The 23,508-nt window shown below is 72.4% G+C and carries 17 protein-coding genes; 12 read left to right on the top strand and 5 right to left on the bottom strand.

Translation table 11 applies throughout. From position 1 onward, the window contains the following. Positions 1 to 15 precede the first annotated feature (15 nt). From BIU97_RS04890 to BIU97_RS04905, 4 genes are all read left to right on the top strand, one after another. Positions 16 to 648, top strand: coding sequence for an HAD family hydrolase (locus tag BIU97_RS04890; RefSeq protein WP_071297169.1), 633 nt, complete (start codon positions 16 to 18; stop codon positions 646 to 648). Positions 649 to 658: 10 nt separating this feature from the next. Further along, positions 659 to 1,741 (top strand): NADH:flavin oxidoreductase/NADH oxidase, encoded by a 1,083-nt coding sequence (locus BIU97_RS04895; protein WP_071297170.1) that lies wholly within the window; start codon positions 659 to 661, stop codon positions 1,739 to 1,741. A 150-nt stretch (positions 1,742 to 1,891) separates the two neighbouring features. Next, on the top strand, positions 1,892 to 3,289 hold the full coding sequence (locus BIU97_RS04900; protein WP_071297171.1) for a hemolysin family protein: 1,398 nt from the start codon (positions 1,892 to 1,894) through the stop codon (positions 3,287 to 3,289). Next, entirely contained in the window at positions 3,286 to 4,323 is a 1,038-nt protein-coding gene (locus BIU97_RS04905; protein WP_071256150.1) for a hemolysin family protein, read from the top strand. Before BIU97_RS04900 ends, BIU97_RS04905 begins: the two co-directional genes overlap by 4 nt. A gap of 151 nt (positions 4,324 to 4,474) precedes the next feature. On the opposite strand, the gene BIU97_RS04910 is transcribed toward BIU97_RS04905, so the two are convergent. Beyond that, entirely contained in the window at positions 4,475 to 5,914 is a 1,440-nt protein-coding gene (locus BIU97_RS04910; RefSeq protein WP_071256153.1) for a GuaB1 family IMP dehydrogenase-related protein, read from the bottom strand. Positions 5,915 to 6,079: 165 nt separating this feature from the next. On the opposite strand from BIU97_RS04910, the gene BIU97_RS04915 reads away from it, so the two are divergent. Then, positions 6,080 to 9,796: a multifunctional oxoglutarate decarboxylase/oxoglutarate dehydrogenase thiamine pyrophosphate-binding subunit/dihydrolipoyllysine-residue succinyltransferase subunit gene (locus tag BIU97_RS04915; RefSeq protein WP_175472409.1), complete on the top strand. Its 3,717-nt coding sequence runs from the start codon at positions 6,080 to 6,082 to the stop codon at positions 9,794 to 9,796. Between the two features lie 103 nt (positions 9,797 to 9,899). Here BIU97_RS04915 and BIU97_RS04920 read toward each other — a convergent pair whose 3' ends face one another. After that, positions 9,900 to 10,340, bottom strand: coding sequence for a GNAT family N-acetyltransferase (locus tag BIU97_RS04920; protein ID WP_071297172.1), 441 nt, complete (start codon positions 10,338 to 10,340; stop codon positions 9,900 to 9,902). Positions 10,341 to 10,456: 116 nt separating this feature from the next. On the opposite strand from BIU97_RS04920, the gene BIU97_RS04925 reads away from it, so the two are divergent. Together BIU97_RS04925 and BIU97_RS04930 are read left to right on the top strand one after the other, a co-directional pair. Then, positions 10,457 to 11,038 carry a hypothetical protein gene (locus BIU97_RS04925; RefSeq protein WP_071297173.1) on the top strand — a complete coding sequence of 194 codons (582 nt, stop codon included), beginning with the start codon at positions 10,457 to 10,459 and terminating at the stop codon, positions 11,036 to 11,038. 60 nt (positions 11,039 to 11,098) lie between these two features. After that, complete coding sequence (locus tag BIU97_RS04930; protein ID WP_071297174.1) at positions 11,099 to 12,538, top strand: LamG-like jellyroll fold domain-containing protein; 1,440 nt, start codon at positions 11,099 to 11,101, stop codon at positions 12,536 to 12,538. Positions 12,539 to 12,563: 25 nt separating this feature from the next. On the opposite strand, the gene BIU97_RS04935 is transcribed toward BIU97_RS04930, so the two are convergent. Together BIU97_RS04935 and BIU97_RS04940 are read right to left on the bottom strand one after the other, a co-directional pair. Continuing rightward, on the bottom strand, positions 12,564 to 12,806 hold the full coding sequence (locus BIU97_RS04935; protein ID WP_071253739.1) for a zf-HC2 domain-containing protein: 243 nt from the start codon (positions 12,804 to 12,806) through the stop codon (positions 12,564 to 12,566). Beyond that, positions 12,803 to 13,567, bottom strand: coding sequence for a sigma-70 family RNA polymerase sigma factor (locus BIU97_RS04940; protein WP_139195899.1), 765 nt, complete (start codon positions 13,565 to 13,567; stop codon positions 12,803 to 12,805). The genes BIU97_RS04935 and BIU97_RS04940 overlap by 4 nt, the downstream gene beginning before the upstream one ends. A 126-nt stretch (positions 13,568 to 13,693) precedes the next feature. On the opposite strand from BIU97_RS04940, the gene aroA reads away from it, so the two are divergent. The 4 genes from aroA to BIU97_RS04960 all read left to right on the top strand — a co-directional run bounded on the left by aroA (position 13,694) and on the right by BIU97_RS04960 (position 18,556). Beyond that, positions 13,694 to 15,070, top strand: coding sequence for a 3-phosphoshikimate 1-carboxyvinyltransferase (aroA, locus tag BIU97_RS04945; RefSeq protein ID WP_071297175.1), 1,377 nt, complete (start codon positions 13,694 to 13,696; stop codon positions 15,068 to 15,070). Further along, the gene (rsgA, locus tag BIU97_RS04950) at positions 15,067 to 16,113 is read left to right on the top strand and encodes a ribosome small subunit-dependent GTPase A (RefSeq protein ID WP_071253903.1); all 1,047 of its coding nucleotides are present in this window, start codon (positions 15,067 to 15,069) and stop codon (positions 16,111 to 16,113) included. Before aroA ends, rsgA begins: the two co-directional genes overlap by 4 nt. A 458-nt stretch (positions 16,114 to 16,571) precedes the next feature. Continuing rightward, a complete protein-coding gene (locus BIU97_RS04955) occupies positions 16,572 to 17,747 on the top strand; it encodes a hypothetical protein (RefSeq protein ID WP_139195900.1) in 1,176 nt (391 codons plus the stop codon). 26 nt (positions 17,748 to 17,773) lie between these two features. Next, complete coding sequence (locus BIU97_RS04960; RefSeq protein WP_083420821.1) at positions 17,774 to 18,556, top strand: inositol monophosphatase family protein; 783 nt, start codon at positions 17,774 to 17,776, stop codon at positions 18,554 to 18,556. A gap of 96 nt (positions 18,557 to 18,652) precedes the next feature. Here BIU97_RS04960 and BIU97_RS04965 read toward each other — a convergent pair whose 3' ends face one another. Further along, positions 18,653 to 20,134, bottom strand: a complete 1,482-nt coding sequence (locus BIU97_RS04965) for an MFS transporter (RefSeq protein ID WP_071297177.1) — start codon at positions 20,132 to 20,134, stop codon at positions 18,653 to 18,655. A gap of 451 nt (positions 20,135 to 20,585) precedes the next feature. Here BIU97_RS04965 and BIU97_RS04970 point away from each other — a divergent pair, with 451 nt between their 5' ends. After that, positions 20,586 to 23,279 (top strand): helix-turn-helix transcriptional regulator, encoded by a 2,694-nt coding sequence (locus BIU97_RS04970; RefSeq protein ID WP_071297178.1) that lies wholly within the window; start codon positions 20,586 to 20,588, stop codon positions 23,277 to 23,279. Positions 23,280 to 23,508: the final 229 nt, after the last annotated feature.

Below are 23,508 nucleotides of genomic sequence, written 5' to 3' on the forward strand. Positions count from 1 at the left end.
GTTACGGTGGAGCGCATGAGCCTGTTCCTGCCCGGTCGCGTGGTGGTCTTCGACTACGGCGAGGTGATCAGCCGGACGCCGCACGCCTCGCGCGACGCCCTCGTCGAGCTGACCGGCGTGCCGGCCGACGAGCTGTTCCCCGTGTACCAGGAGCTCCGGCACGACCTGGACCGCGGCGACCTGTCCGTCGTGGCGTACTGGCGTGCCATCGCCGAACGGACCGGACGGTCCTGGAGCATCTCCGAGATCCACCGGTTCTGGGCGGTCGACTTCACCGGGTGGTTCGAGGTCGAGCCGGCGACCCTCGAGGTCGTCGAGGAGCTGCACGACGCCGGCACCCGCCTGGCACTGCTCTCGAACGCGGGCTTCGACTTCGGCGACCCGTACCGCCGGTCGCCGATGGGCTCGTTGTTCGAGACCGTCGTGGTGAGCGCCGAGGAGCACGTCCTGAAGCCCGACGCATCCATCTACCGCGACACCTGCGCGCGACTGGGAATCGAACCCGCGCAGATGGTGTTCGTGGACAACAGGGCCGAGAACGCCGCCGGCGCGGAAGCGATCGGGGCGGTCGGCCACCACTACACGTCGTCGGCGTCACTGCGGTCGTTCCTGACGGAACTGGCCGAGCAGCCGGCGCCCGTCATCTGAGGAGTCCCGCGTGACGCACGCCCTGTTCGAACCGATCACCATCCGCGACCTGACCGTCCGCAACCGCATCTGGGTCTCGCCGATGTGCCAGTACTCGGTCGACGCGCAGGACGGCGTCCCGACGCCGTGGCACCTCGTGCACCTGGGCGGGTTCGCGAAGGGCGGGGCCGGCGCGGTCGTCGTCGAGGCCACGGGCGTCGTGCCGGAGGGACGGATCACCCCACAGGACCTCGGCCTCTGGAACGACCAGCAGCGTGACGCCTTCAGGCCGATCGTCGACTTCCTGCACGAGCAGGGCGCGGCGGCGGGCATCCAGCTCGCGCACGCCGGCCGCAAGGCGTCGACCTTCCGCCCGTGGGACTCCGAGCGCGGCACCGTCCCCGCCGACCGGGGCGGCTGGAGCACCGTCGCGCCGTCGGCCGAGGCGTTCGACGGCTACGACGTGCCGCGCGAGCTCGCGACCGAGGACATCCGCGTCGTCGGGCTCGCGTTCGCGCAGGCCGCCCGCCGCGCCGTCGAGGCCGGGTTCGACCTGGTCGAGCTGCACGCGGCGCACGGCTACCTGCTGCACCAGTTCCTGTCGCCGCTGAGCAACCACCGCACCGACTCGTACGGCGGCTCGCTCGAGAACCGCGCCCGCGCGCTCCTCGAGGTCGTCGACGCCGTCCGCGCCGAGGTCGGCGCAGGCTTCCCGATCGTCGTCCGCTTCTCGGCGACCGACTGGGTCGACGGCGGGCTGACGCTCGACGAGACCACGCAGGTCGCCCGCTGGGCCGCCGAGCACGGCGCCGACCTGGCCGACGTCTCGACCGGTGGCAACGTCGCGAGCGCGCCGATCCCGGTCGGCCCCGGCTACCAGGTCCCGCACGCCGCCGCCGTCAAGCGCGACGCCGGCATCGGCACCATCGCCGTGGGCATGATCTCCGAGGCCTTCCAGGCCGAGCAGATCGTCGCGACCGGCCAGGCCGACGTCGTGATGATCGGGCGCGAGATGCTCCGCGACCCCGGCTTCGCCCTGCGCGCCGCCGTCGAGCTCGGGGTGTCGGTGGACTACGAGCCGCAGCAGTACCACCGCGCCCGGGTGACGGCCTGAGCCCGGTTCCTGTACGGACTCTCGGCCGGGCGACGGAGCAGGCAGTACGATGAGCAGCACTGTGGACGATCCCCCGAACAGTTCTTCGCCTCACTCATCCGTCGCTCACTCGGTGAGCTGCACTGCCTCGCGCCCGGCGGGAGGTGAATCATGAGTCCGATCGACGTCGTCATGCTGATCGGCGGCATCCTGCTGACGCTCGGCACCGGTGTGTTCGTCGCGTCCGAGTTCGCGCTCGTCAACCTCGACCGCGCCGAGGTCGAGGCACGTCGCGACCGCGGTGAGTCCGGTCTGTCGCCGGTCATCGGTGCGCTGAAGGTCACCTCGACGCACCTGTCGAGCGCGCAGCTCGGCATCACGCTCACCACGCTGCTGACCGGGTACCTGCTCGAGCCCTCGATCGCGAAACTGCTCGAGGCCCCGTTCCTCGCGATGGACCTGCCGCAGGGCGTCGTCGAGACCGTCGGCTCGATCGTGGCGCTCGTCATCGCGACCCTGCTGTCGATGATCCTCGGCGAGCTCGTGCCGAAGAACTTCGCGCTCGCGCTGCCACTGCAGACCGCGAAGCTCGTCGTGCCGCTGCAGATCGCGTTCACGACGGTCTTCAAGCCGGCGGTCGCGCTGCTCAACGGCACCGCGAACGCCGTGCTCCGGTCGATGGGCATCGAGCCGCAGGAAGAGCTGTCCGGTGCCCGCAGCGCCGAGGAGCTCACGTCGCTGCTGCGCCGGTCGGCGTCCGAGGGCTCCCTCGAACAGGACACCGCGACGCTGCTCGAACGCACGATCTCGTTCTCCGAGCTGAGCGCCAGCGACGTGATGACCCCGCGCCCCCGGCTCTCGACCATCCGGGTGTCCGAGTCCGCCGAGGACGTCATCGCACTGGCCCGCAAGACCGGCTTCAGCCGCTTCCCCGTCATCGAGGAGGACGCTGACGACGTCGTCGGCATCGTGCACGTCAAGCAGGCCGTGGCGGTCCCGCGCGAGAAGCGCCCGGAGGTCCCCGTCGGCGCGCTCATGACCGACGCCGAGCGTGTGCCCGAGACGATGCCCGGCGACACCCTGCTCGCCGAGGTCCGCGGCCGCGGCTACCAGATGGTCATCGTCGTCGACGAGTACGGCGGCACCGCCGGGGTCGTCACGCTCGAGGACCTCATCGAGGAGATCGTCGGCGAGGTCTCGGACGAGCACGACCGCGCCCGGATCGACGTCGTGCGCTCCCGTGACTGGCTGACCTTCCCCGGGCTGCTCCGTCCCGACGAGCTCGAGGACCGCGCCGGCGTGAAGGTCCCCGAGGACGGCCCCTACGAGACGGTCGGCGGCTTCGTGATGTCGACGCTCGGCCGGCTGCCCGTCGTCGGCGACGAGGTCCCGCTCGACGGCGGCGTGTTCCGCGTCGAACGGCTCGACGGCCGACGGATCGACCGCATCCGCTGGACCCCGACGCCCCCGTCCCAGGACACCGGAGCGACGGCGATCATCATCCCGTCCACCCGCAGCACCCCGAAGACCACGCCGGCGAAGGCCACGACGAAGGGCAGCACCCGATGAGCTCCGACTGGTGGGGCATCTTCTGGCTCGTCGTCCTGTTGCTGGGCAACGCCTACTTCGTCGCGGCCGAGTTCGCCGTCATCTCCGCGCGCCGTTCGCAGATCGAGCCCCGGGCCGAAGAGGGCTCGAAGGCCGCGCAGATGACCCTGTGGGCGATGGAGCACGCGACCCGCATGCTCGCCACCACCCAGCTCGGCATCACGGTCTGCTCGCTGCTCATCCTGAACGTCTCCGAGCCGGCGATCCACCACCTGCTCGAGGTGCCGCTGCACCTGACCGGCTGGAGCGTCGAGGTGATCGGCACCGTGGCCTTCGTGTTCACGCTGCTGCTCGTGTCGTTCCTGCACGTGGTGTTCGGCGAGATGGTCCCGAAGAACATCTCGTTCTCGATGCCGGACCGCGCCGCACTGCTGCTCGTGCCGACGCTCTGGTACATCGGTCACGGCCTGCACTGGGTCATCGTCGGCCTGAACGAGGTCGCGAACGCCGTGCTCCGCGTGTTCCGGGTCGAGCCGAAGGACGAGGCCGTCAGCGCCTACACGGTGGAGGAGGTCCAGACCATCGTCGAGCAGTCCCGCCGCGAGGGCACGCTGACCGACGACGGCAAGCTCGCCCTGGCGTTCGAGTTCACCGAGAAGAAGGTCAAGGACGTCGCCGTGCCGATGGCCGAGCTCGTCACCCTGCCCGAGGACGCCACCCCCGGCGACGTCGAGCGTGCGGTGGCGCAGCGCGGGTTCTCGCGCTACGTGCTCGTCGGTGACGACGGCTCCCCCACCGGCTACGTGCACGTGAAGGACGTCATCGACCTGCGCCCGGACGAGTTCGACGACCCGGTGCCGCCGAAGCGCATCCGCCAGCTCATCTCGCTCTACACCGAGATGGACCTGGAGGACGCGCTCGCGACCATGCGGGCGGCCGGCCGCCACGTGGCGCGCGCCTTCGACGCGGACGGCCGCACGACGGGCGTGCTCTTCCTCGAGGACATCCTCGAGGAACTCGTCGGCGAGGTCGAGGACGCGACCCGACGCCGGTAGACGCGACCGGAGAACGGACGGGAGGCACGGAGCCAGCTGGCACCGTGCCTCCCGTCCGTCGCACGGCCGCGTTCACCCCCGCGAAAGCGACAGATCCCTGCGAACGTTCCGCAGGGATCTGTCGCTCCCGCGGGAGGGGCAGCGGGAGCTCCTACCAGCTGACGGGGAGCGGCTTGCCCTCTTCGTAGCCGGCGGCGGACTGGATGCCCACCAGCGCGCGCTCGGCGAACTCGGCCATCGAGGACGCCCCGGCGTAGGTGGCCGAGCTGCGGACGCCGGTCGTGATCATGTCGAGCAGGTCCTCGACGCTCGGACGCTCCGGGTCGAGGTAGATCGTCGAGGACGAGATCCCCTCGGCGAAGAGCGCCTTGCGGGCCCGCTCGTAGGGGTCGAGCCGCTCGAAGCGCTCACGGACGGCCTTCGCCGAGGCCATGCCCCAGCTCTCCTTGTACGCCTTGCCCGCGGCGTCGCGGCGGAGCACGCCCGGCGCCTCGAGGGTGCCGGCGAACCACGAGCCGATCATCACGGCGGACGCACCGGCCGCGAGCGCGAGTGCGACGTCGCGCGGGTACCGCACCCCGCCGTCGGCCCAGACGTGCGCGCCGAGCGACCGGGCGGCCGCGGCGGTCTCGAGCACGGCGGAGAACTGGGGGCGTCCGACCGCGGTCATCATGCGGGTGGTGCACATCGCACCCGGTCCGACGCCGACCTTGACGATGTCGGCACCGGCGTCGACCAGGTGCGCGACCGCGTCGGCGGTGACCACGTTGCCCGCCACGAGCGGGATCCCCAGCCCGAGTCCGGCGACGGTGCGCAGGGCGCGGAGCATGCCCTCCTGGTGGCCGTGCGCGGTGTCGAGCACGAGGACGTCGACGCCGGCGGCGGCGAGGGCCTGGGCCTTCGCGGCGACGTCGCCGTTGATGCCGATCGCGGCGGCGACGCGGAGACGTCCGGAGGCGTCGACCGCCGGCGTGTAGATGTCGGAGCGGATCGCGCTCGTCTGACTGACCGTGCCGACGACCCTGCCGTGCCGGACCACCGGTGCGAAGTCGACGCCGGCGGCGCTCAGCACGTCGTACACGTGACGGGGCGTCCCGGCGTCGTCGGCGTCGATCGCCGTCGAGGCGCCGTGCAGCAGGTCGCCGAGCGTCGCGTCGGGGCCGGCGTCGCCGAGCCGACCGGCGGGGACGCAGCCGAGGTACTCGCCGTCGGCGTCGCGGACGACGACACCGCGGCCGGCGACGGGCAGGAGCTGCTCGAGGGCCTCGGCGACGGTGGTCGACGCGCCCATGTCGTAGGCGGTGTCGAACGCGACCGGCTGGTCCTTCACCCAGCGGATCGCGGCGTCGAGGTCCTGCAGGTGCATGTCCTGCGGGAGCACCCCGAGGCCACCGCGGCGGGCGAGGGTCGCCGCGAGGCGCGGGCCGGTGACCGAGTTCATGTTGGCGCTGACGATCGGGATGGTGGCACCGCTGCCGTCACCCGCCGAGAGGTCGACGTCGAACCGGCTCGTCACCCCGGAACGGCTGGGGACGAGGAAGACGTCGGAGTAGGTCAGGTCGTGCGTCGGCCGGGTCTCGTAGAACCTCATGCACGCCACTGTACGGCTCCCCGCGGACCCCGGACCGGGGCCGACCCGCGCCGCGCCTGACACGGAACGGACATGTCCGAGCGGCTAGGCTTGGCACCTGTGCGGGGCAGGGTTGCTCCGCACGACACACACGAGCATCTATCGACGGAGAGTGGGCGATCGGCTGTGTCGAGCCATCTGACGGGAACGGACGAGACCGCGGGCGAATTCGGGGCGAACGAGTGGCTCGTCGACGAGCTCTACGAGCAGTTCGTCGCGGACAAGGAGTCGGTCGACAAGTCCTGGTGGCCGGTCCTCGAGAGCTACCACCGCACGCAGACCGGTGACGCCCCGCCCGCCCCGCAGCAGCCGGCCGCCCCCGCCGAGCAGCCGGCAGCGCCGCAGTCGAGCGTGCCGCAGCAGCAGGGCGGCCCGATCCAGGCCAAGACGACGTCGCGCCAGCCGACGCCGCCGCCGATCCCGGCCGAGGCGAACGACGCCGCCGACGACCACGACGAGACCCACGAGGACGTGGCGACCCCGCTCCGCGGCATGGCGAAGACCCTGGCCTCGAACATGGACGCCTCGCTGTCGGTGCCGGTCGCGACGAGCGTCCGGACGATCCCGGCGAAGCTGATGATCGACAACCGGATCGTCGTCAACAACCACCTGCGACGGGCCCGCGGCGGCAAGATCTCGTTCACGCACCTGATCGGGTGGGCGATGGTGCAGGCGCTCAAGGACTTCCCGAGCCAGAACGTGTTCTACGAGGAGCGCGACGGCAAGCCGTTCGTCGTCACCCCGGCGCACGTCAACCTCGGCATCGCGATCGACGTCCCGAAGAAGGACGGCACCCGCTCGCTCCTGGTGCCGAGCATCAAGCGCGCCGAGACCCTGACCTTCGGGCAGTTCCTCTCCGCCTACGAGGACCTCGTCAAGCGCGCCCGTGACAACAAGCTCACCCCGGCCGACTTCCAGGGCACGACGATCTCGCTCACGAACCCGGGCGGCATCGGCACGGTGCACTCGGTCCCCCGCCTGACGAAGGGCCAGGGCTCGATCATCGGCGCCGGCGCGCTCGAGTACCCCGCGCAGTTCCAGGGGTCGGCGGCGAAGACGCTCGTCGAGCTCGGCATCGGCAAGACCATCACCCTGACGAGCACCTACGACCACCGGGTCATCCAGGGCGCCGGGTCGGGCGAGTACCTCAAGCACGTCCACGAGCGGCTCATCGGCGAGCACGGCTTCTACGAGGGCATCTTCGCGGCGCTCCGGATCCCGTACAAGCCGATCCAGTGGGCGAACGACATCAACGTCGACCTCGCGCACCGCGTGAACAAGACGGCACGCGTCCAGGAGCTCATCAACAGCTTCCGGGTGCGCGGGCACCTCATGGCCGACATCGACCCGCTCGAGTACCGCCAGCGCACGCACCCCGACCTCGAGATCGAGAGCCACGGGCTGACCTTCTGGGACCTCGACCGCGAGTTCGTCACGGGCGGCCTGGCCGGCACCACCTCAGCGCCGCTCCGCGACGTGCTCGGGATCCTGCGCGACGCCTACTGCCGCACCGTCGGCATCGAGTACATGCACATCCAGGACCCGGAACAGCGGCGCTGGGTGCAGGAGCACATCGAGGTGCCGTACTCGAAGCCGTCGAAGGACGAGCAGCTCCGCGTCCTCGGCAAGCTCAACGAGGCCGAGGCCTTCGAGACCTTCCTGCAGACGAAGTACGTCGGCCAGAAGCGATTCTCGCTCGAGGGCGGCGAGTCGACGATCGCGTTCCTCGACACGCTCATCCAGCACGCCGCCGCGACCGGGCTCGACGAGGTCGCGATCGGCATGGCGCACCGCGGCCGCCTCAACGTCCTGACGAACATCGCCGGCAAGACCTACGGCCAGATCTTCCGCGAGTTCGAGGGGTCGTCGCTGCCGGGCTCCGTGTCCGGGCAGGGCTCGGGCGACGTCAAGTACCACGTGGGCACCGAGGGCGTGTTCCGCGCGAGCGACGGCAGCGCCATCCCGGTGACGATCGCTGCGAACCCGTCCCACCTCGAGGCCGTCGACGGCGTGCTCGAGGGCATCGTCCGCGCGAAGCAGGACCGCGAGGCCCCCGGCACCTTCGGGGTGCTGCCGGTCCTGGTGCACGGCGACGCGGCCATGGCCGGTCAGGGTGTCGTGGTCGAGACGCTGCAGATGTCGCAGCTGCGCGGGTACCGCACCGGCGGCACCGTCCACCTGGTCATCAACAACCAGGTCGGCTTCACGACGCCCCCGGAGTCGGCCCGGACGTCGGTGTACTCCACGGACGTCGCCAAGACGATCCAGGCGCCGATCTTCCACGTGAACGGCGACGACCCCGAGGCCGTCGCCCGCGTCGCCGAACTCGCCTTCGCCTACCGCGAGCAGTTCCACCGCGACGTCGTGATCGACCTCATCTGCTACCGGCGCCGCGGGCACAACGAGGGCGACGACCCCTCGATGACCCAGCCGCTCATGTACAACCTCATCGAGGCGAAGCGCTCCGTCCGCACGCTGTACACCGAGGCCCTCGTCGGCCGCGGCGACATCACGCAAGAGGAGTACGACGAGGCGCACCGCGACTTCCAGGACCGCCTGGAGCGTGCCTTCGCGGAGACCCACGAGGCGCAGACCGGCACGATCCCGGTCATCGAGGTCGATGACGACGGTGCCGTGCAGGGTCTCGAGCGTCCCGCCGCCCAGCGGGACGACTCCGAGGTCGAGGTGCACGAGACCGCGGTCTCCGAGGACCTGGTCCGTGCCGTCGGCGACGCGCACAGCAACCCGCCGGCGGGCTTCTCCATCCACCCGAAGCTGCAGCAGCTGCTCGCCAAGCGCACCGAGATGACGCGCAACGGCGGCATCGACTGGGCGATGGCGGAGCTGACGGCGATCGGCTCGCTCCTGGTCGAGGGCAAGCCCGTCCGGCTCGCCGGGCAGGACGCCCGACGCGGCACCTTCGTCCAGCGGCAGTCGGTGTTCCACGACCGGTCGAACGGCCAGGAGTGGCTGCCGCTGTCGAACCTCACCGAGGACCAGGCCCGCTTCTACGTCTACGACTCGCTGCTCAGCGAGTACGCGGCGATGGCGTTCGAGTACGGCTACTCGGTCGAGCGGCCCGAGGCGCTGGTCATGTGGGAGGCGCAGTTCGGCGACTTCGCGAACGGCGCCCAGACCGTCATCGACGAGTTCATCTCGTCCGCCGAGCAGAAGTGGGGGCAGCGCTCCGGCCTGGTGCTCCTGCTCCCGCACGGCTACGAGGGCCAGGGGCCGGACCACTCGTCGGCACGCATCGAGCGCTACCTGCAGCTGTGCGCCGAGGACAACATGATCGTCGCCCGGCCCTCGACGCCGGCGTCGTACTTCCACCTGCTCCGCCGGCAGGCCTGGGCCCGGCCGCAGAAGCCCCTCGTGGTGTTCACGCCGAAGGCCATGCTCCGGCTGCGCCAGGCGACGAGCGCCGTGCAGGACTTCACGACCGGCACGTTCGAGACCGTCCTCGACGACGACCGCATCATCGACCGGTCCGCCGTGCGCCGCGTCGTGCTGCACTCCGGCAAGGTGCACCACGACCTGCGCGCCGAGGTCGACAAGCGGGGGGTCACCGACGTCGCGCTGGTCCGGCTCGAGCAGCTCGCACCGCTCCCCCTCGAGCGCATCCTCGAGGTGCTCGCCGGCTACCCGGACGCCGACGTCGTCTGGGCGCAGGAGGAGCCGGAGAACCAGGGCGCGTGGCCGTTCGTGTGCATGAACCTGTCGCCGCACCTGGACGGCCGGCCGCTGTCGGTCGCCGCCCGTCCGGCCAGTGCCGCACCGGCCACCGGGTCGTCGAAGCGCTCCGCCCAGGAGGCCTCCGACGTCATCGGCCGAGCACTGCGCTAGCCACCGCCGCGAGCACACCCGCAACGACCACTGCGCCCCGTCACGACGGGGCGCAGTGGTCGTTCGGGGCGCTGTGGTCACTGCGGAGCGCGTCGCGCACGGCTCAGCGGAGCTTCGTGTACCGCACCCCGGCGTCGTGGTAGCCGCGCTTCTGGTAGAACCGGTGCGCGCTGTCGGTCGCGGCCGCACTCACGGCGCTCAAGCGACGCGCGCCCTGCTCGAGCGCCCACGTCTCGAAGGTGCCGAGGAGCGCGGAACCGGTGCCGGTCCTCCTGGCCGACTCGTCGACCACCAGCAGGAGCAGCTGCGCCGTCGGCTCGTCGCTCGCGTAGGCCCAGGTGACCTGCGCACCGGCGACGGCGACGGGCCGTCCGTCGCCGTCCCGGACCACCCAGGTGTGGTGCCCGGCCTCGGGCGTGAGCCGCTCGAGGCGAGCCCGCATGGACGGCTCGTCGACCTCGTGGCCGAGCAGACGGACGAGGGCGGCGACGTCGGCGACGTCCGTGTCGGACCACGTGGTGATCGACTCGACGGTGAGGGTCATGTCGGCGACCCTACCGGGGCCGACCGACCTGTTGCGACACCTTCCCGATCAACTGATATTCATATATGCTGTTCGCATATCACCCGCTCGGGGTGGTTCCGACCGACAGGACAGCCATGCACATCACCTCCCGCCACGGCCGCACCGCAGCCTGGATCGCCGTTCCCCTCGCCGTCGTCGCGAGCGGCGCGGTCATCGCCACCGCCTCGTACGCCGCCTTCTCGAGCAGCACCGACGACGCCGGCAACGCCTGGCGGACCGGTGCCGTCTCCCTCACGGACGACGACCAGGGCGTGGCGATGTTCGACGTCGACGACCTGGTGCCCGGCTCGTCCGGCACGAACTGCATCACCGTCACCGCCGCGACCACGAACGCGTCGACCGTCAAGCTGTACGCCGACGAGCAGGCCGACGACGACGCCCTCGCGCAGTACCTCGGCATGCAGGTCGAGCGCGGCTCGCTCGGGACCGCCGGCGACTGCAGCACCTTCACGGCGTCGACGACCGTCCACGACGGCACGCTCGCCGAGCTCATGGCGCACGACGCGTTCGGTACCGGGCTCGACTCGTGGAAGCCCGCCACCGGCACGACGAGCACGACCTACCGGTTCAGCTACGACCTGTCGGAGGACGCCCCGAACACCGTGCAGTCCTCCGAGGCCGGCACGACGTTCGTCTGGGAAGCCCAGACCGACTGACGCTCCCGCGTCCCCAGCCCGACACCCGACCGACCGACCGACGACCACGAGGAGCAGCCCATGCCGACCACCGTCACCCGACGACCCGTCCGGTGCGTCGGCGACCTGCCCCGGCTGCTCCTCGCGGTCGCCGCACGCACCGTGCTCTGGTCCGTGCTCCTGCTCGCGGTCTGGGCGTCGCTGCCGGCGGCCCTCGGCTGGCACGTCACGACGGTGGTCTCGGACTCGATGGCGCCCGGGATCCGCACCGGGGACGTCGTCGCGGCGATGCCCGCCGAGGCGGACGCCGTCGAGCCCGGGAGGGTCCTGCTGGTCGACGACCCCGACCACGACGACCGCCTCCGACTCCACCGCCTCGAGCGGGTCGAGCAGGACGGCGACCTCCGACTCCGCGGCGACGCGAACCCCGCTGCCGACCGCACGCCGGTCGACCCCGACGCTGTGCTCGGCATCGGGGTGCTGCGGTTCCCGTGGGTCGGACTGCCGGGGGTCTGGCTCCGGACCGGCGCACCCGTGCCGCTGCTGCTCACCACAGCGGTGGCAGCACTCCTCCTCGCCGCCACACGACTCGATCGCGACGTCGCTGACGGCCTGCCGTGTCGACGCTGCGGGGCCCCGCGCCGAGACCTCCGTTCGCCCATCACCGGAGAACCGGGCTCGGCACGTCGGCCAGGCTCCGCGACCGGCGGCGCGCCTCCCGTCGTCGCGACGGTCGCCGCCCTCGCCGCGATCACGGCCGTGTCGACACTCGTCGCGGGCGCGGGTTTCAGCGGCACGACGGCGACGGCCTCGGCGCTCGGCACCGAGACGTTCCCGTGCTTCCACCGCCCGGAGGGCAACGCCGTCCTGGCGTGGGACTTCGCCGAGAAGAACGGTCCGCGTGTGACCGACTCGAGCGGGTCGGGCGCCGACGGGGCGTTCTCCTCGTCATCCGGTTCCCGGGTGGACGGTGACTGCGTCGCCAACCCGTACGCGTCCTTCCGGACGCAGGACGGCCTGGAGGGATGGGCCGTCACCGACACCGCCGTCGACGCTCCGAACGCGTTCACCATCGAGGTGTGGTTCCGCACGACCGACACGGGCGGTGGCAGGGTGTTCGGGTTCGGGTCCGACCGTTCTGCCGCCTCGACCCACCGCGACCGCCACCTCTACGTCGACGGCGCCGGCCGCCTGCGCTTCGGCGTCGAGGAGTCGGGCTCGCAGTTCAAGTTCACCCTGCTGTCGAGCTCCGTGGTGACCGACGGCGAATGGCACCACGCCGTCGGGGCGTTCCAGCCCCGTTCGATGACCCTCTGGCTGGACGGGGTGCAACAGGGCACGAGAGCGGATGCTGTCACGCTCCGTCAGTACAGCGGGCACTGGCGTGTCGGGCGGCAGACGCTGTCCGGCTGGCCGGCGGGTGCCGGCTTCGCGTACAACGGCGACGTCGACACCGCCAGGGTGCACGACCACGCGTTCACCGCCGACGAGGTCGCCGCGCGGTTCGCCGCCGGGCGCTGAACCCGACGGCGCCGACCAGCCGCCGCTAGTGCGTCGCCTGCTCCTGGCGGATGCGCGCGAGGACCTCGCCGCGCAGCTGCTCCGGAGCGGTCTCCTTGCAGGCGCGACGGACGGTCTCGATGAGCACCACGCCGACGCGGTGCTCGGTCGTGCAGTCCTCGCAGCCGTCCATGTGCTCACGGATGTCCGCCGCGTCCTCGCGGCAGAGCTCCCCGTGCAGGAACTCCTCGAGCTCGGCCTTCGCCTTCGAGCAGTCGCACCCGCTCATCGTGCTTCCTTCCCTTCGACGCGACCCTCGGCCGCGGCGGTCTTGCGGCCTCGTCCGCGCATCGTCGCCGTCGACGCTGCGTCCGGGACGATGCCGGTCTCACGGGCGTGGTCCGCCAGGAGCCCCCGCAGGAGCCGGCGACCACGGTGGAGGCGGCTCATGACCGTCCCCACGGGGGTCTTCATGATGTCGGCGATCTCCTGGTAGGAGAACCCCTCGACATCGGCGAAGTAGACGGCCATCCGGAAGTCCTCCGGGATGGACTGCAGGGCGTCCTTCACGGCGGACGACGGCAGGTGGTCGATCGCGTCGGCCTCGGCGGACCGTGCGGAGATCGACTGGGTGACGCTCTCGGCGCCACCGAGCTGCCAGTCCTCGAGCTCGTCGATGGTGCCCTGGTACGGGTTCCGCTGGTTCTTGCGGTACGTGTTGATGAACGTGTTCGTCAGGATCCGGTAGAGCCAGGCCTTCAGGTTCGTGCCCTGCTTGAACTGGCGGAACGCGGCGAACGCCTTGACGAAGGTCTCCTGCACCAGGTCGGACGCGTCGGCCGGGTTCCGGGTCATCCGCATCGCCGCACCGTAGAGCTGGTCCATGAAGGGCAGGGCCTGGTCCTCGAACAGGGACCGGAGCTCCGACTCGGACACGGTCTTCGCGTCGACCGGCTCAGCCGCCGCCTGTTCCTCGGCCACGGCGTCGAGCTGCACCTCGGTCTCCTCGACCAGGTGGTGCGGTGCTGCCTGCGGTTCGTCGGTCGTCATCGCGGCCAAGTCTAGGCCGAGCGTCGTCGGCACGGCGGTCAGCACGGTGGCCGTGCCGGTGCGCGCTCGCGCGAGTGTTGCTGTCGCCACTGATCCTCCCGGTGCGTTCAGTACCCTGGTGAACCGATGGCAGACACGACGCATTCCCAGCACGGGGCACAGCCCTGGATCGCCCCGCTCGCCCGTGGGCCCCTGCGCGGCGACGTGTCGCTGCCCGGGTCGAAGTCGCTGACGAACCGGGAGCTCGTGCTCGCCGCCCTCGCCGACGGCCCGTCGGTCATCCGACTCCCCCTGCACTCCCGCGACTCGGCCCTCATGATCGCCGCGCTCCGGCAGCTCGGCGTCGGCATCGACGAGGTCGACCCCGTCGACGGCGCGGCCCCGAACCCCTACGGGCCCGACCTGCGGATCACGCCGGCCCCGATGCACGGCGACGTCCGCCTGGACTGCGGCCTCGCCGGCACCGTGATGCGGTTCGTCCCGCCGCTCGCCGCCCTGGCGGTCGGCCCCGTCACGGTCGACGGCGACCCGTACGCCCGCAAGCGTCCGATGCACGCGATCATCCGGGCGCTCGCCGACCTCGGCGTCGCCGTCACGGACGACGGCGACGGGGCGATGCCGTTCACCCTGACCGGCACCGGCTCGGTCCGCGGCGGGGCGCTCGAGATCGACGCGTCGGCGTCCTCGCAGTTCGTGTCCGGCCTGCTGCTCTCCGCGCCGCGCTTCGACGAGGGCCTGCACCTCACCCACGTCGGCGAACGGCTGCCCAGCCTGCCGCACATCGAGATGACCGTCGCCGCACTCCGTGCCCGCGGCGTCACCGTCGACGAGCCGTCGGTCGGCGAGTGGGTCGTGCACCCCGGGCCGATCGCCGCCCGCGACGCCACGATCGAACCCGACCTGTCGAACGCCGCGCCGTTCGCGGCCGCCGCGCTCGTCGCGGGCGGCACGGTCCGCATCCGCACCTGGCCCACCGAGACGACGCAGGTCGGTGCCGACCTCGAGACGCTCCTGCCCCTGTGGGGGGCGAGCGTGGCCCGTGACGGTGACGACCTGGTCGTCGACGGCGGCGTCGGGGTCCGTGGTGGGGCCTCCTTGCCGGGGCTCGAACTCGACCTGAGCCGCGGCGGCGAACTCGCCCCGGCGCTCGTCGCGCTGGCCGCGCTGGCGGACGGACCGAGCGTGGTCACCGGGATCGGCCACCTGCGTGGGCACGAGACGGACCGTCTCGCCGCGCTCGCGGCGGACGTCAACCGGTCTGGAGGCACGGTGCACGAACTCGACGACGGCCTGCGGATCGAGCCGGCGCCGCTCCACGGCGGTGCCTGGGGTGCGTACGACGACCACCGGATGGCGACCGCGGGCGCCATCGTGGGCCTCGTCGTCGACGGCGTCGCCGTCGACGACATCGGGTCGACCGCGAAGACGCTGCCCCAGTTCCCGGAGCTGTGGGCGGCGTTGGTGGCGTCGTCGGCTCCCGCGACGGACGGGGACCGACCGTGAGCTGGTGGGACGACGTCGACGGCGACGACTCCGACGCGGACGAGCCGTACGGGCAGTACGACGAGTCGAGCGTCCGGGTGCGCCCGAACCCGAAGGGCAACCGGCCCCGCACGAAGACCCGGCCGACGTACGACGACGCGCCCGTCGGGTGGGTGACGAACGTCGACCGCGGGCGGTTCGGCGTCCTGGTCGACGACCGCGTCATCACCGCCACGAAGGCCCGCGAGCTCGGCAAGAAGTCCGTCGTCACCGGCGACCGCGTCTCACTGGTCGGCGACGTCTCCGGCGACCCCGGCTCGCTGGCGCGGATCGTGAAGGTCGCGGAGCGCACGACCCTGCTGCGCCGGAGCGCCGACGACTCGGACGAGGTCGAGCGCGTCATCGTGGCGAACGCCGACCAGATGCTCATCGTGGTGGCCGCCGCCGACCCCGAGCCGCGCACCCGGCTCATCGACCGGTACCTCGTCGCGGCGTTCGACGCCGGACTCGACCCGGTCCTCTGCATCACGAAGACCGACCTCGCCGACCCGACCGCATTCCTGGCGCACTTCGCGTGCCTCTCCCTGCGCATCGTGACGAGCCGCTCCGACGACGTGCCGTTCGAGGCGCTGCACGAGGTCCTCGACGACAAGGTCACCGTCACCGTCGGGCACTCCGGCGTGGGCAAGTCGACCCTCGTCAACGCGATCACCGGGTCGACGCGGGCGACCGGCGTCGTGAACGCCGTCACCGGTCGCGGCAGGCACACCTCGTCGTCGTCGATCGCCCTGCAGGTGCGCGACGGCGGCTGGATCATCGACACCCCGGGTGTGCGGTCGTTCGGCCTCGGCCACGTCGACCCCGCCAACGTCTTCCGCGCGTTCGCGTCGCACGCCGTCCCGGTGCTGCCCGCGCGCGACGGCATCCCGTTGGCGCAGGCCCACGACTGGGAGATCGTCGACCGGGTGCAGGACGGCGAGCTCGGCCCCACCGGCGTCGAGCGGCTCGACTCGTTCCGCGCCCTGCTGACCGGCATGGGCGCCGCCGACCCCGGGTCGGAGTAGGGCGCCGGGGCGGGCTCGTCGGGGCCGAGGTCGCGGCGCGTGGTCGCGTGGTCGAGAGGTCGCGAAATGGGCGCCCCTCGGCCCCGGCAGCCGGCACTCCGTGCGACCTCGGGGCTCGACCCACGGCGGGTCGCGCGACCTCGGGCGATGGCCGCCAGCCGCGAACCGCGGTCGTCGACGATGGACGACGGCGCCGAGATCGCACTTCGACCCGTCACGTGCGTGCGGTACCGGGCGTGAGTGCGATCTCACCGGGCGGGTGCGGGTGCTCCCGCCCCGGGTCCCAACCCCGGTCGACCATCGGCCCGGCTCCGGCCCGGCACCGGCACCGGCACCGGCTTGGCACCGGCACTGAAATCGCACTTCGGCCCGCTGAGCACGAGCGGTACCGGGCGCAAGTGCGATCTCACCGCACGGGGCCGCCGGACTCCGGACCCCGCGGTGTACAGTTGGCCCTCGTGTCTGAAGTTGCAAAGTACAACTTTGCGCCGACCCCCGCTGTCGACGCCCCGTCCTCCACCGGTCCGACGACGACGTCGCACACGCACCACACCCCCACCCACAAGTCCTCGCGCGCCCCGAGGCCGCAGCGCCCGAGCGACGTGCTGCGTCCCGCGGGCCTCGGGCGGATGCTGCTGACGTTCGGTTCGCACATCCTCGTGCCGCTGTTCCTGGCGGCCGGCATGGGGCTGGCCTACCTCGGCGCGTTCCACGCCCCGACCCCGCACGAGCTCCCCGTCGGCGTCGTCGGGCAGGGCGCAGCGACGCAGGTGTTCGCGCAGACCGTGACCGACGGGTCCGACGGCGCCCTCGTCGCCCACGTCGTCGGGAGCACCGGCGAGGCGGAGCGGCTCGTGCGGGACCGCGAACTCGCGGCGGTGTACGCCCCGACGACGACCGCGGCCACGCTGTACGTGTCGACCGCCGCGTCGGAGACGACCGCGAGTGCCGCCCAGAGGGTCTTCCTGCCGATCGCGTTCGAGCAGCACGTGCCGTTCCGCGTCGTCGACGTCGTGCCGACCGGCGACCAGGACACCACCGGTCAGGGCCTGTTCTTCCTGCTCGTCGCCCTGAGCGTCGGCGGCTACGCCTCGGCGATCGCGGTGGCTGCCTTCGCCACGCGGTTGCGTCCGCTCTGGACCGTGGTCGTCGGCCTCGCCACCTCGGGCGTCGTCGCGGGCATCGGTGTCGTCGTCGCGGGGCCGGTCTACGGGGTGCTCACGACGCACCAGTGGCAGGTGTTCCTGTTCGCCTGGCTCTACGACGCGGTCATCGTCGCGCTCGGGGTGGGCCTGCATCCCCTGCTCGGTCGGTGGACCACGCCGGTGCTGACGATGCTGTTCGTGATGCTCAACTTCACGTCGTCGGGCGGGATCTTCCAGCCGGCGTTCCAGCCCGGGTTCTTCGCGGCCCTCAACACCTTCTGGAGCGGCGCCGCGTGGCTCCGCGCGGCGCAGGACCTGCAGTACTTCCCGGGGGCGTCGCTCGGCCGGAGCGGGCTCGTGCTCGGGCTGTGGTTCGCCGCGGCCGTCCTGCTCTGCGTCCTCGTGCACGGCCTCGTGGCGCGCCGGGCCCGGATCGCCCGGGAACGCGAGGTCAGCCGGCTCGAGGAGGAAGAGGTCGTCGCCGCCTGAGCGGTCGCGCCCGCTACGCTCGACCCGTGGACCTCCGCGCCGACCTGGACTTCGCCCGTTCCCTCGCCGACACCGCCGACGGCATCGCCCTCGAGCGGTTCCGCGCGGCGGACCTGCACGTGTCGAGGAAGGCCGACAGCACCCACGTCACGGACGCCGACCAGGCGGTCGAGCGGGCGCTCCGCGAGCGCATCGCGGCCGAGCGTCCGGACGACGCGTTCCTCGGCGAGGAGACCACCGCCGACACCGGGGCCGAGGCCACCAGCGAGGGACACCGCCAGTGGGTGGTCGACCCGATCGACGGCACCGCGAACTACCTGCGCGGGGTGCCGGTGTGGGCGACGCTCATCGCGCTCGCGGTCGACGGCCGCCCGGTCCTCGGCGTCGTGAGCGCCCCGGCGCTCGGCAAGCGCTGGTGGGCCGCCGAGGGACTCGGCGCGCACTCGTTCGACGGCGCGCTGCGGGTGTCCGGCGTCGCCGACCTGGCCGACGCCAGCCTGAGCTACAACAGCATCCAGCAGTGGGACGACGACGACCGCCTCGACACCCTGGTCGCGCTGTCCCGTCGGGTGTGGCGCACCCGGGCGTACGGGGACATGTGGTCGTACATGCTCGTCGCCGAGGGCGTGCTCGACATCGCGGGCGAGCCCGACCTCAAGCCGTGGGACATGGCCGCGCTCGTGCCCATCGTCGAGGAGGCCGGCGGCCGCTTCACGTCGCTCGACGGCGACCCCGGGCCGTGGCACGGCAGTGCGCTCGCGACGAACGGCCTGGTGCACGACGCGGTCGTCGAGCTCATCCGCCGCTGACCGACGAGCGGACGACGCACACCCCGCGCCCGACGGCCAACGGCGCACGCCCACCGCGCACGGTGGGCGGTCCGACCGCCGGACGTCGCAGCGCCGTCAGGCGGCCGCGGTCTCCGAGCGCCGAGCCGCACGCCGCCGGACCACCAGGTCCCCCACCGCGAGCACGAGGGCGAGCCCCATGAGGGACACCGTGAAGGTCGTCCCGCTCCGGAACGCGTCGTGGTACGCGTCGAGCCGTCCGCCGGAGCCGGACGCGGCACCGCGGACGATGCCGTAGAACACGCTCGTCGCGACCGCGGTGCCGATGGCGGTGCCGACGCGCTGCCCGAGTTGTTGCATCGACCCGGCGACGCCGGACTGCTCGACCGGGATCTCGGCGAGGGTCAGGGTCTGGTTCGGTGACACGACGAAGCCGCCGCCGAGGCCGCCGACCAGGAAGGCCCCGGCCATCGCCCAGGGCGTGACCGACGGCGGGGTGAGCGTCGCCGCGAGCATGAGCAGCACGAAGCCGACGACGACCACCGACAACCCGAACACGACGAGCGCCCGGCCGACCCGGTCGACGATGCGGCCGCCGACGTACGAGCCGACGGCGCTCGTCGCGGCGAAGGGGATGCTCACCATGCCGGCGAACAGCGGCGAGAGTCCGAGCCCCTCCTGCAGGAAGAGCGTCACCATGAGGAACGACGCCGGGATCGCCGCGAAGTACACCGCGACGATCGACAGCCCGTTGCGGTACGAGGACAGACGGAACAGCTCGAAGTGGACCACCGGCGACTTCCCCCGCTGCCGGTAGCGACGCTCCCAGAGCAGGAACAGGCCGAGGAACACCGCGAAGCCGACGAGCCAGAACCAGCGCACGCCCGAGTCGCCCGCGCCGGTGGTGAGCACGAACGGCAGCATGAGCGTGATGATCGCCGCGCCGAGCAGCAGGATGCCGACGATGTCGAGCTCGCGGTCGCGTGCCTGCCCCTGCGCACCCTTCGGCAGCAGCCGGATCGCGAAGACGAGGGCGGCGATGCCGAGCGGCACGTTCATCCAGAAGAGCAGCCGCCAGCCGGACGCCTCGCCGCCGATGGCGATGAGGCCGCCGCCGATGGTCGGGCCGAGGGCGGTGGAGATGCCGATCATCGCCCCGAACAGCCCGAACGCCCGACCGCGCTCGGAGCCCCGGAAGAGCTGCTGCACCAGGCCGATCACCTGGGGCATCTGGGTGCCCGCCGCGAAGCCCTGCAGGATGCGCGTGACGATGAGCACCTGGATCGTCGGGGCGATCGCGCACAGCAGGCTCGATCCGGTGAACGCGACGAGTCCGACGATGAAGAGCAGGCGCCGGCTCTTCAGGTCGCCGAGCCGACCGGCCGGCACGAGGGCGAGCCCGAAGGCGAGCGCGTACCCCGCGACGATGAGCTGCAGCGACGAACTCGACGCCCCGAGGGACTGCTCGATCGACGGCAGGCCGACGTTGACCTTGGACAGGTCGAGGATCGTCAGGGCGGCGACGGCGACGCAGACGGCGAAGGCGCGCCACTTCGTCCGGTCGTCGAGGCGGGCGTCGGTCTGGTCAGCGGTTGACATCACATCCGTGGTACACCCCGGTGGTCGGGACGGGGACCGGACAGGTCTGTACCCCACATCGCGACACGCCCGGCCGGGCACCCCCGTCGCGCCGCTCCCGGGACCCCCCGGACTGGGGGCACGTCGGGGGGACGGGTGTCCTGGCGGATGACTCGGACGGGCGGGACCTGGGTTATCGTGCATCCTGACGGCGTGTTCGACGAAGCCCGGGGATTCCCTAGATCCGCGGCCGACCCGGACCCGTCGATTCGTCCGGAAGACCCTAACCCGAGGGGTGATACAGACGATGACATCATCGTTCCCACGCGGAACCGAGTGCACCCTCACTCGACGACCGCATCCGATCCACGACAGTTCCCGCCCGCGCACCGTCTCCGCGATCTCCCCGATCGCCGCGTCGCCGGGCAGCCCCCGCGTCGTCTCCGCCTCCGGACCCGGAGGCCGGTGAGTCATGGCACTCACCGGTCGACGTCTCGAGGTCGACCGGATCGCGACCCTCGCCGTACTCCCCCGGGAGTCCGCGATGGTCGTGGTCGGCGATCCTGGTTCCGGGCGCAGCAGCGTCCTCGACGCGGTCGCGAACCGCGTCTCCCTCCCGGTCGTCCGGGTCGGCGTCAACGGGAGTGAATCCCGCTGGCCGCTGGCCGGGGTGACATCCCTGTTCACGGCACTCGACGACCCCCGCGCCACCGCACACATCGCCCACCTGCTGCAGGTGGACGGTGTGCCGGCAGCCCCTGCCCCCGGCCTGGCGGCGGCGCACCACTTCCTCGACGCCGTGCACGCCCTCACCCTGCCCCCGACGCTCGTGCTCATCGACGACCTCGACCGCATGGACGCCGAGAGCCAGGAGCTCATCGCCTTCCTGGCCGGCCGGCTCGCCGGTACCGCCCTGCGGGTCGTGGCCACGGTCCGCTCGGTGCCGTCGGACGGTCCGCTCGCGGCCCTGCCGGTGCTCCGTGTCGAACCGCTCCCCGCGGACGAGGCCCTCGCCCTCGCCCGGACGATGGCCCCCACCGACGCGAACGACGGCGTGCTCGCCGTCCTCGCCGACGAGACCGGCGGCAACCCCGGTGCGCTCCGCGAACAACTCGCGGCGCTCACCCACGACCAGCTCACGGGCGTCGAGCCCGTCGTGCTGCCGCTGCGCCCCACCGCGACGACGCTCGCCGTCGCGGCCCGTGCGCTCGGGGCGGTCGACGGACGTGACCTGGACGTCCTCGCGAAGCTGTCCCTCGTGCCGGTCGCGAAGACCTCGGCGTGGGACCGCGACGAGCTCGACGACCTGGTCGGCGCCGGACTCGTGACCGTCCGTGGCCAGAGCGTCACGGTGCGGAACCCGCTCGTGCGGTCCGCGCTGTACTGGCGCATGCCGGCGCGCGACCGCCGGGCCGCGCACACCGAGCTCGCCACGGCGAGCACCGACGTGGACCCGCGCGCCGCCGCGTGGCACCGGAGCTTCGTCGACGGCGTCCCCGACGTCGTCGCCCTGCTCCGTGCCGCACGCTCGTACGTGGTCGACGGCAACCTGCACGCCGCCGTCACCCTCACCGAGCGCGCCCTGCACGTCGGCGACGGCGGCGAGGACGAACAGGTGGCACTGCTCGGCGTCGCCGAGGTCCTGCTCGGCAACCGGCTGCTCGGCTCCGCCGCGCGGTACCTCGCGGCGATCCGGCCGTTCCGCACGACGGCGCACGAGACCCGACGGCTCCGTCTGCAGTACTCCGTGCAGTACCTCAGCGGCGACGCCGTGCACGCCGACGAGCTCCTGTTCCCGGTGAGCGGCGGTGACCGCGACGAGGTGGGCGGGGTCGCCGGGCTGCTGGCGATGGTCGCCTCCTTCCGCGCCGAGGCGTGGGAGCTCGACCAGGCGAAGGACCTGCTGGCCCGGGCCGACGCGCTCGCCCCGGCGGCGTCGGCGCACACGCTCGAGGTCGCCACCTCCGTGCGCGAGTTCATCGCCGCGGTGGACGGGGTCCTGCCGCCGGACGTCGAGCTGCACGACGGGCTCGCGACGTCCGAGCTGCTGGCCATGTCCGAACCGGCCCTGCTGCTGCTCGCCCACGCGCTGAGCATCGGCGAGCGGTACCGCAGCGCCCGACGGGTGTTCGCGCTCGTGCTGTCGCGCGGGCAGGAGGTGGCCCCGGTCTGGACCGAGGCCGCGCGGTCCCTGTCGGCCGAGAACGAGGTCCGCTCCGGGAACTTCCGCCAGGCACTCCGCGCGATCGACGTGTGGGAAGCCGGGTCGCCGGTGGTCGAGCGACTGCGCGAGCCGTCGCGGGCGATCGCGATCGCGTGGCGGCACTTCGCCGAGGGCCGGTCGACCGACGCCCTCGACGTCCTGGCGCGCTGCCTCGGACACCGCACCACGAGCCGGCTGTGGGGTGCGACGGCGAAGCTGCACGCGCTCCGCGGGCGGATCCTGCTGCTCGACGGCCGGCTCGACGAGGCGGTGACCGCCCTCGAGGCGGCCGACGCCATCGGACGCCCGCTGCGGAACCCGGCGCTGCTGCGCCACCTCGGGGACCTCGTCGAGGCCTACGCGCGGCTCGGACGCCTCGACGACGCCCGAGCGGTCACCGCGCGACTCGCGGCGGACCACCACGCCCGCCCGGGCCGGTGGGGCGCCCTGGTGCTCGCACGGAGCCTGGCGCTCGTCGCCGACGACGCCACGCGGGAGACCGCCAGGCGGCGCGCGCTCGAGCTGTTCCAGCCGCACGACTCGCAGTTCGAGCGTGCCCGGACGTTCGCGGCGCTCGCCGCGGTCGGCAACCCCGCCGAGCGTCCGCGGCTCGGCGCGGCAGCGGCGGCGGCGTACGAGGCCGCCGGGTTGCGTCGTCCGCTCGTGACGCCCTCGCCGATGGTGCTGCCCCAGTCCGGTCCGGTGTCGTCGCTGCGGTCCGGCTTCGCATCCGCGCCGTCGTCCCCGGGCACGCCGCGGAGCGCTCCGGACGCGTCGGCCGTGCTGACGTCGCTCACCGCCGAGGAGCGCGCCGTCGTGCAGAAGGTCACCGAGGGCTACCGCAACCGCGAGATCGCGTCGTCGCTGTTCATGTCGCAGCGGACGGTGGAGCTGCGGCTCACGCAGATCTACCGCAAGGTCGGCGCGCGCTCGCGGTCGCACCTGGTCGCGCTGCTGGGGTGACCACGGGTCGCCCCGGGCGATCGACGGACGGGAGGCCCGGTACCAGCTGGTACCGGGCCTCCCGTCCGTCACGCCCCGTCTCCACGGCCCCCGCCCGTCCCGCGGGACCGGCCGCGTTGCGGGACCCCGCACGGGCCCGCGGCCCGTCGCACGCCGGGCGCGGTGAACCGCAAGAGCCACGCGCGGCCGTTGCCGCCGTCGCGGCGCGCGGCGATGCTGCTCCTGCACC

Origin of the sequence: Curtobacterium sp. MCBA15_009 (genome assembly GCF_001864895.1) — a bacterium.
Taxonomy (GTDB): Bacteria; Actinomycetota; Actinomycetes; order Actinomycetales; family Microbacteriaceae; genus Curtobacterium.